The sequence below is a fragment of the Acinetobacter sp. Root1280 genome (assembly GCF_001425285.1).
Classification (GTDB): domain Bacteria; phylum Pseudomonadota; class Gammaproteobacteria; order Pseudomonadales; family Moraxellaceae; genus Acinetobacter; species Acinetobacter guillouiae.
Genome location: NZ_LMED01000010.1, coordinates 68,963 through 78,300, shown reverse-complemented (window position 1 = coordinate 78,300; position 9,338 = coordinate 68,963). Strand labels below are relative to the sequence as shown.

Here is a 9,338-nt window from a genome sequence, read left to right as displayed (position 1 = left end):
AGTTGTTCTTCATATTCTCTTAATGATCTTCTCAATGCTTCGTCAGCATCAAGCTAGGTCGGCTATACTACTCTCTATCTCTAAAAAGTCAATCAATAATGTTAATTATTTTTTCTAACAAACCCAACTCCAAYCTCATCTTAAAATCTCAATTCGAAATCTTAACAACTTAATCAAGTRCCTGATTTATCAGAAGTTTTATTTAACATCACCGCCGATGGATGTGCATTCTACAGCATTCCCAATCCAACACAACCCCTTTTTTTAAACTTTTTCATCAACTGGACATTTTTTCGACCAAAATAGCAAAAAAAGTCGATTTTTAGCTATTTTTTGCACCATTTTTTCTCATACTAATAAAGCAACTCATGTTTTTATTTAAATTTTAAGCTATTTATATTTGTTTTTTTTCTTTAAACTATTTGAAATAATTTTATCATTTAATAAATTAAGTCGAATATGGCCCGTTTTATAAATAGAAGAAGCTTCTGTTTAGGAATTTTGCTCTTTTGCTGCAACTATTCCTCAGCCAATTCGTCACATAATATTTTCATGATGACTTTATCTATACTAAGTTATGCAAAATGGAACACTCCGAATCCAGAATTATGCGTCGTTGATAATGCATCCTATGCAAACCAATTTTCTGCTTATATCAAATCAAATAAGTCTCCTTTTAATATAAATGCGATACATTCCGCTGATCTAAAAAATCGTCATTGTGATGCGGTATTTTTTTCCAATACTTCAGCACAAACCGAACAGGCCCTTATTGGGAAATCATTAAATTCATCTATTTTATCGTTTAGCTCAAGTAATTCTGAATGTGAAATTGGCAGCGTTTTTTGCTTATCCACCAACAAAACAGGAAATACTATTTTTAAAGTGAATCTAGATAGTTTAGCTCAGTCTAAAATACATGTTGACCCACGTGTTTTATTACTGGCAAAGAATTCGGATTAAAATAATGATGAATAAATTTTTTAAATCGAGTTCCTTACAAACATTGTTTCGTAAATCTCAATTTACGACCTTTGCAATCACTTTATTTATTAGTACGTCTACTTTTGTCACGATTTCAGTATTTACCGTTGAATCTTATGCGAAACAAAACCTATTATTAATCAGCCGAACCGTGTCTGAACGTGTTCAACCTGCGCTGGTCTTCTCTGATAAAATTGCGATTTCACAGATTATCAATGAATATACCTTCCAACATTCAGTACGTCTGATTGAAGTTTATGATAATCAAGGCCATAAAGTCGCAGAAAGTCTCAAAAATGTTGAACATTATTCTTATATTCAAAACTTTTTTGATCATATCTTTTTAAAAGATTCCATCAAGTTAAACGTCCAACATCAAGGAAAGCTGGTCGGTCAAGTTGTACTCTATGGAAGTTCCAATGAAATTTTAATGTTTATTTTTAAAATTTTTACCGGCTTAGCGTTTGGCATGCTCTTTATGGTTTTTGCTGTATGGTGGTCGGTAAACTTGACCTATCGCCATATTATGGGTTCATTTTTACCGATTATACAAATTGCACAACTATTAAGAAATCAGAAAGCATACAACTTAAGATTCCCTAAAAGTGATGTAAAAGAATTTCAAGACTTAAACAGTGTGTTCAACCAACTCTTAGATGAAATTCAATCTTGGCACACCCATCTTCAAAACGAAAATAGTGAACTTTCTTATCAAGTTCAACATGACCATTTGACCGAATTGCCCAATCGTAATTATTTTTATCAAGTTTTATGTAATCTATATGAAGACGCCGGTCAGCGTGAGAATTTAGCGCTATTATTTATTGATAATAATAATTTTAAAGCCATTAATGATCAGTATGGACATTTGGTGGGTGATGAAGTTTTAAAAGAAATGGCTTCACGATTAAGACGACATATTCGCCAAGATGATTTTGTCGCACGTCTTGCAGGAGATGAGTTTGCAATTATTTTACGTTCCATTTCTAAAATTGAACATCTCATCTCTATTGCGGAAAATCTAATTAAATGTTGTGAAGATCCTTTAATCTATAAAGGACAATCCATTTCTTTTAGTTTTAGTATCGGTATTGCTATCTCCAGCCAGGCCTCAAGCCCAGAAGACTTAATTTCTCAAGCAGATCAAGCTATGTACAAAGCAAAATCGTTACAGCATCATTGGTTTATTTACCATTCATAATATTAGGGGGTTTCTATGACTTTAAAAAACGTACAACTTTCCATTCTTGCAATCCTCTGCCTAGCACTCACAGGCTGTATGAATCTAGGTGGGTTGAGTTATAAACAAGCACGCGTGCTCAAGAAAGAGGGCTTTGTATTAACGGATGAAGGTTGGAGTCTAGGTCTACCAGAACGTTTATTGTTTGGTTTTAATGAATCAGATATTAATACAGAGCGCCACACTGAATTGGTTCGTTTAGCAACGCAGTTACATAAATATCATCTCGATAAGCTCAAAATTGTAGGCCATACCGATAATATCGGAAATCCAGAATACAATTTAAAATTATCCAAAGAACGTGCTCAAAATGTTTCAAATATATTCATTGAGCAAAAATTTAATCCACAAAATATCCAAGTGATTGGAAAAGGGGCTGAGCAGCCACTTAAAGCAAATGATTCAGAAGAGAATAAAGCTGAAAACCGTCGTGTTGCGGTGATTATTATTCCTTGATAATCTTCTCTTTATTAAAAAAGATCTCTATGGAGATCTTTTTTAGGTCTCTAGAATTTGACGCTTCGTTGACAAGCACAAATTTCAGGCATAAAAAAACCGCCTTTAAGCGGATAATTTATATTTAAGCTGATGCTTAAATGGTCGGAGCAGTAGGATTCGAACCTACGACCCCCTGGTCCCAAACCAGGTGCACTACCAGGCTGTGCTATGCTCCGAATTTACAACAAACTTAAGGAATTGGGGTGAATGATGGGGCTCGAACCCACGACAACCGGAATCACAATCCGGGGCTCTACCAACTGAGCTACATCCACCGTCACATTAAGTTTTAGGATCTATAGTATCAAGCAACATATGGTGCGCCTGACAGGATTCGAACCTGTGACCATCCGCTTAGAAGGCGGATGCTCTATCCAACTGAGCTACAGGCGCATGACCAATGATACTAATATCACAGATTAACTTGCCTTGAAGAATTGGTCGGAGCAGTAGGATTCGAACCTACGACCCCCTGGTCCCAAACCAGGTGCACTACCAGGCTGTGCTATGCTCCGTTCATCTCAGCTTTTGTGTATCGCACATCGTGCGGTACGGTGTGCATTCTAGGCGTGACGCCACAAGACGTCAACACCTATCTTGAAAAAAAGTTAAAAAAACACGTCAAATGTATATTAATCAAACATTTCAGATGTTTTTTATACAATTTCTATCGTTTTAATTGAGCACTAAAGTTCAACATACGATCTAAAGGTAATTTAGCACGTTCAGCCAAAGCAGTATCTACGAATATTTCTTGATCGGCCTTTTGCAAAACTGCCAAAATACCATCTAATTCATTCATTGCCATCCACGGGCAATGCGCACAAGAACGACAAGTTGCGCCCTCACCTGCTGTAGGTGCTTCAATCAAGGTCTTATGCGGTACAGCTTGTTGCATTTTATAGAAAATGCCACGGTCTGTAGCCACAATTAGAGTGTCTTGTGACAATGTTTGAGCTGCTTTGATCAGTTGTGAGGTACTTCCCACCGCATCCGCAATATCAATCACGGATTCTGGTGACTCAGGATGTACCAATACAGCTGCATTCGGATACAGCGCTTTCATCTTTTCAATACCACGGGCACGAAACTCTTCATGCACGATACAAGCACCATCCCAAAGCAACATATCAGCACCGGTTTTCTTTTGAATATAACGGCCTAAATGTTGATCTGGTGCCCAAATAATTTTCTCGCCCAAACTGTCTAAGTGTTCAATGATCTCTACAGCACAACTTGAAGTCACCACCCAATCTGCACGTGCTTTAACTGCTGCTGAGGTATTGGCATAGACCACAACAGTATGCTCAGGATGCGCATCACAAAATGCGGTAAATTCATCTACAGGACAACCGAGATCAAGCGAACAGGTTGCTTCCAAAGTTGGCATAAGTACTGTTTTTTCAGGAGAAAGAATTTTTGAGGTTTCTCCCATAAATTTAACCCCAGCGACCACCAGTGTAGATGCCTCATGATCACGTCCAAAACGTGCCATTTCCAAAGAATCAGAAACACAACCACCTGTCGCTTCCGCAAGTTCTTGTACATCTGGATCACAATAATAATGTGCCACCAAAACAGCATTGTTTTTTTGCAACTCAGCTTTAATTTGCGCAAACTTCTGCTGTTTTACCGCTGGACTCAGACTATTGTCCTTAGGTTCACCTAAACGATCTAAATGCGCTTGCACAACCGATTTTGCTTCGTTGGCAATTAAATTATTCGCATCATTCATAAGAGGTCTTCTCTTTCCTTGTCGCTGGCATCATGCTAGCGTTTATACACTTGTGAATTGATTGTACGGTTTAGCGCACATAAATTCACCACGAAAAATGTTTTGTTATAAAAAAGCCTCACGAATGAGGCTCCTTAAAAAATCAGTAGTTAAGAACGATAGTCCGCATTAATTTTCACATAATCATATGATAGGTCACAGGTATATACCGTATCTTTGGCCTGCCCTCGACCAAGGTTTACATGAATGGTCATTTCTGTCTGTGACATTACACGCGCACCAGCTTCTTCGGTATAGTCTTCAGCAGCACCACCATCTTTACAAATTTGCACGTCGTCTAACCAGACTTGAATTTTTTCAACATCCAAATCTTTCACGCCAGCATAGCCAATCGCAGCAAGGATACGCCCCCAGTTTGGATCAGACGCAAAAATTGCCGTTTTAACCAATGGTGAATGGGCAATGCTATAAGCAATATCGCAGCATTCTTGTGTGTCGTTTCCACCGTCAACCGTGATAGTAATGAATTTGGTCGCCCCTTCCCCATCACGAATAATCAGTTGCGCCAAACGCTTCATCACACGCGATAAAACATCCAAGACCACAGTATAACGTGCATCATCTTCACTGCTAATTTCTACACCACCAGCCATGCCTGTTGCAGCAAAGATGCATGAATCATTGGTAGAAGTATCACCATCCACAGTAATCCGGTTAAATGATTGGTCTGCGCTAATTTTTAACATTTTTTGCACAAGATTTCGTGCAATTGGCGCATCGGTTGCAACAAAACTCAGCATGGTCGCCATATTTGGGCGAATCATGCCTGCACCTTTAGAAATCCCAGTCATTGTATACGTTATACCATCAAGCTCGAACTGTTCTGAGGCACCTTTTGGTGTGGTATCTGTGGTCATGATCCCAGTCGCAGCGTCCAGCCATGAAGCGTCATTCAAACTATTTAGTGCAGGCTGTAAACCTTGCGTTAAACGCTCAATGGATAGTTGTTCGCCAATAACCCCTGTAGAGAATGGCAATACCTCAAATTCTTCTACCTGCGCTAACTCAGCAAGCTTTAAACAGGTCAATTGTGCATTTTGCATGCCCAATTTGCCTGTGCCTGCATTAGCATTCCCAGTATTGATGACTAAATAGCGTGGATTGGCTTGTGCTAAATGTGCTTTGGACACATGAACGGGCGCTGCACAAAATGCATTCTGGGTAAACACACCCGCAACATTGGTACCTTGTGCAAATTCAAAAATAACTAAATCTCGTCGATTTGGATAACGGACATACGCCTCAGCAGAGCCAATTTTTACACCTTGTACCACATGCATATGCGGCATAGACACGTCACCAACAGCCATTTTCAAATGTCCACATGAATTAGAATGAAAACACAGCTTATTAGAATTCTCTATAAAAATCGAGCTTATTAAAATGCTTATTTATTTTTACTATAAGAAAAGCTTATTCATTTGAATATAAAATAAAAAAGCCAGTAAATATACTGGCTTTCATCACATCATTAATACCTTACTGTTGAACAGCAGTCGTGGTATCCGCAGCCAATAATGCTTGCTTTACTTTTTCTTGACTAGATACTGACAACGCTGGATTTGAAGCAACAACGCGATTAACCGTAGCAGGTGTTACCGCTGCAATCGCCGCAGTTTTCAAAATAATTGGGCGTCCACCTGTATTACCTAAAGTATAACGAATACCAGTACGTGGACTAATCACAGTCGTGGTTTCATTTTTTACTTCTGCTTGGGCTGTTACTGCGCCTGTAGCAGCTTGTACTTTTTCCACTGTCGTCGTTTGTGGTGCTGTATCTGCAAATGCCAATGCTGGAACTGCTAAAGTTGCAACAAATAAAGGTTTTAATAATTTTTTCATTATCTTCCCAAAGATCTTTTCCAATTGAGCAACTTAATACCACTTAATCACATTTCCTGCAATAAAAATTAACGCATGGTAATAACTTGTAAAAAAAGCAGAACAATTGTTCTGCTTTTTTGTAACACTTTCAGGGTCTATTCACTCAATTAGATTTTGCCGTGACATTGTTTGTATTTCAAACCTGAACCACAAGGACAAGGTGAATTACGGCTTTCTGGAGCTACAACCTCATCACTATGAGTGAATTGTGCATCAACAATCTCATTACTTACCGTACCGCTTAAGCCATCCACTTCATCATGTGCGAAGTTAAGACGCATAGATTCAGCTTGAGCCTGTTGTTGAGCTTCCATTTCAGCAAGCTCTTCAGGTGTTGGGATATGCACACGAGAAATATCAGTAACCACGTCTGACTTAATCACACCCAACATATTGACGAATAAATTGAAGGCTTCCTTCTTATATTCTTGTTCAGGGTTCTTTTGTGCATAACCACGTAAGTGAATCCCTTGACGCAAATAGTCCATCGCAGCCAAATGGTCTTTCCAATGACGGTCTAAAGAACCCAGCATGAAGTGACGTTCAAGTGTCGCAGCAGTATCATCACCCATCTGTTCACGACGATTACGGTAACGTGTAACGATCTCATCAGAAATACGTTCAACCAAGGCTTCTTCATCTAGACGACGATCTTCTTCCAACCATTGATTTACAGGAAGATTAATACCTAAATCTTCATTCAATGCATTTTCAAGCCCTTGAATATCCCATTGGTCATGGATTGATTCAGGTGGAATATAGGTTTCGATTAAGCCTTTTACGACTTCACGATGCATTTCTTCAATATAATCTTGAAGTGAGCTTTCTTCTAAAATTTCATCACGTTGAGAGTAAATAATTTTACGTTGTTCGTTATTTACATCATCGTATTTCAATAAGTTTTTACGAATATCGAAGTTACGTGCTTCAACTTTACGCTGTGCATTTTCAATAGAACGCGACACCATTTTATGTTCAATGGCTTCATTCTCTTGTAGTCCCATCGCACGCATCATTGCAACAACACGATCACCTGCGAAGATACGCATCAAATCATCTTCTAATGACAAGAAGAAACGTGAAACACCTGGGTCACCTTGACGGCCAGAACGACCACGCAACTGGTTATCAATACGACGTGATTCATGACGTTCAGAACCGATGATGTGTAAACCACCTGAACTCAACACCATTTCATTGTTTTGTTCCCATTCTGCTTTAAGACGAGCTTCATCTTCCACAGTATGGTTTTCAATTTTGGCAAGTTTTGCTTTCCAGTTACCACCAAGCAAAATATCGGTACCACGACCTGCCATATTGGTTGCAATGGTCACTGCACGTGGTGAACCCGCTTGAGCAATAATGTCTGCTTCACGCTCATGTTGTTTAGCGTTCAAGACTTCATGGGTAATTCCCGCATCTCTTAACTTATCAGATAAAATTTCTGAAGCCTCAATGGTTGCAGTACCAATCAAGATAGGCGCAACACCTGCTTCATGAATTTTCTGAATTTCTTCAATAATTGCGTTGTATTTACCATTACGGTTTAAATAAATTAAATCGTTTTGGTCATTACGAATCATCGGACGATGGGTTGGAATAAGCACAACATCCAAACCATAAATTTCTTTCATTTCCGCAGCTTCAGTATCAGCAGTACCTGTCATACCTGAAAGCTTTTTGTATAAACGGAAATAGTTCTGGAATGTGGTTGTTGCTAAAGTTTGGTTTTCAGGTTGAACTTCGAGCGCTTCTTTGGCTTCAACAGCTTGGTGCAAACCTTCAGACCAACGACGACCTGGCATAGTACGACCAGTATTCTCATCGACAATGATTACTTCACCATCATGTACAATGTAGTGAACATTACGTTGATACAGGAAATGTGCACGAATTGCAGCAGACACGTGATGAACGAGGTTTAGATTTGATGGTGAATATAAGCTTTCGCCTTCAGCCAACAAGCCCATTTTAATCAGTTCATCTTCAACAGTTTCATAACCGACTTCAGTCATTTCAACTTGGCGTTGCTTTTCATCAATCCAGAAATGACCGCCATCTGCGACTTTTTCTTCTTTTTGAGCATGCAACTTCGGTGGAATACTATTGATTGCAACATAAAGCTGTGATGAGTCATCACTTTGACCAGAAATGATCAACGGTGTACGTGCTTCATCGATCAAGATCGAATCGACCTCATCGATAATCGCATAAATCAAACCACGTTGCTTTTTCTCTGCCATAGAGAAAACCATGTTATCGCGCAGATAATCGAAACCAAATTCATTATTGGTACCGTAAGTAATATCTGAACGATATGCCTCAGCTTTCTCTATTGGTGATTGCATCGAATAGATTACACCAACGCTTAAGCCCAAGAACTCATAAAGCGGACGGTTTAATTCAGCATCACGTTGTGCCAAGTAATCGTTGACCGTGATGACATGAACACCTTGTTCACTAATCGCATTTAAATATACAGCCAAAGTACCCATTAGGGTTTTACCTTCACCTGTACGCATTTCTGCAATTTTTCCTTCATGCAAAGTAATACCACCAATGAGCTGCACATCATAATGACGCATACCCATGACACGTTTTGCTGCTTCACGACACACCGCAAACGCTTCTGGCATTAATTTATCTAGGCTTTCACCTTTCTTATATCTTTGTTTGAATTCTTCAGTTTTTGCAGATAAGTCTGCATCGCTGAGTGCAGATGTCGTCGGCTCGAGCGCATTGATCTTATCGACAATTTTACGCATACGTTTTAGTTCGCGCTCGTTTTTAGTACCGAAGATTCCTCCGATCAGACTTGCCAACATATAAACTCTCTAAATCTTTGTGAAATAAATTTTTCTCAGACGATATTATGGTGGTAGAAATTTGAAGTACAAGGGTTTTGCACAAATCCAATCAAAAAAATCTGACGATTAG

7 protein-coding genes and 4 tRNA genes are annotated in these 9,338 nt (G+C 38.9%); 3 read left to right on the top strand and 8 right to left on the bottom strand.

The window, feature by feature from the left end:
- The first annotated feature begins 555 nt into the window (after nucleotides 1-555).
- The 3 genes from ASC84_RS09470 to ASC84_RS09460 are packed head-to-tail and all read left to right on the top strand — an operon-like array spanning nucleotide 556 to nucleotide 2,680.
- Entirely contained in the window at nucleotides 556-963 is a 408-nt protein-coding gene (locus tag ASC84_RS09470) for a YfiR family protein (RefSeq protein ID WP_224965547.1), read from the top strand.
- Between the two features lie 4 nt (nucleotides 964-967).
- Nucleotides 968-2,185: a sensor domain-containing diguanylate cyclase gene (locus ASC84_RS09465; RefSeq protein WP_056514040.1), complete on the top strand. Its 1,218-nt coding sequence runs from the start codon at nucleotides 968-970 to the stop codon at nucleotides 2,183-2,185.
- A gap of 15 nt (nucleotides 2,186-2,200) precedes the next feature.
- A complete protein-coding gene (locus tag ASC84_RS09460; RefSeq protein WP_056514039.1) occupies nucleotides 2,201-2,680 on the top strand; it encodes an OmpA family protein in 480 nt (159 codons plus the stop codon).
- A gap of 141 nt (nucleotides 2,681-2,821) precedes the next feature.
- Here the strand turns inward: ASC84_RS09460 and ASC84_RS09455 are convergent.
- The 8 genes from ASC84_RS09455 to secA form a co-directional block, all read right to left on the bottom strand.
- A tRNA-Pro gene (locus ASC84_RS09455) sits at nucleotides 2,822-2,898 on the bottom strand.
- A 23-nt stretch (nucleotides 2,899-2,921) separates the two neighbouring features.
- A tRNA-His gene (locus ASC84_RS09450) sits at nucleotides 2,922-2,997 on the bottom strand.
- Between the two features lie 41 nt (nucleotides 2,998-3,038).
- Nucleotides 3,039-3,115: transfer RNA gene (locus ASC84_RS09445), tRNA-Arg, on the bottom strand.
- A gap of 45 nt (nucleotides 3,116-3,160) precedes the next feature.
- Nucleotides 3,161-3,237 (bottom strand) — tRNA-Pro (locus tag ASC84_RS09440).
- A gap of 152 nt (nucleotides 3,238-3,389) precedes the next feature.
- Entirely contained in the window at nucleotides 3,390-4,457 is a 1,068-nt protein-coding gene (gene nadA / locus ASC84_RS09435) for a quinolinate synthase NadA (RefSeq protein ID WP_056514037.1), read from the bottom strand.
- A gap of 149 nt (nucleotides 4,458-4,606) precedes the next feature.
- Entirely contained in the window at nucleotides 4,607-5,827 is a 1,221-nt protein-coding gene (gene argJ, locus ASC84_RS09430; protein ID WP_056514035.1) for a bifunctional glutamate N-acetyltransferase/amino-acid acetyltransferase ArgJ, read from the bottom strand.
- 169 nt (nucleotides 5,828-5,996) lie between these two features.
- Nucleotides 5,997-6,359 (bottom strand): hypothetical protein, encoded by a 363-nt coding sequence (locus ASC84_RS09425; protein ID WP_004817737.1) that lies wholly within the window; start codon nucleotides 6,357-6,359, stop codon nucleotides 5,997-5,999.
- Between the two features lie 149 nt (nucleotides 6,360-6,508).
- Nucleotides 6,509-9,226 (bottom strand): preprotein translocase subunit SecA, encoded by a 2,718-nt coding sequence (secA, locus tag ASC84_RS09420; protein ID WP_056514031.1) that lies wholly within the window; start codon nucleotides 9,224-9,226, stop codon nucleotides 6,509-6,511.
- Between the last annotated feature and the right edge of the window lie 112 nt (nucleotides 9,227-9,338).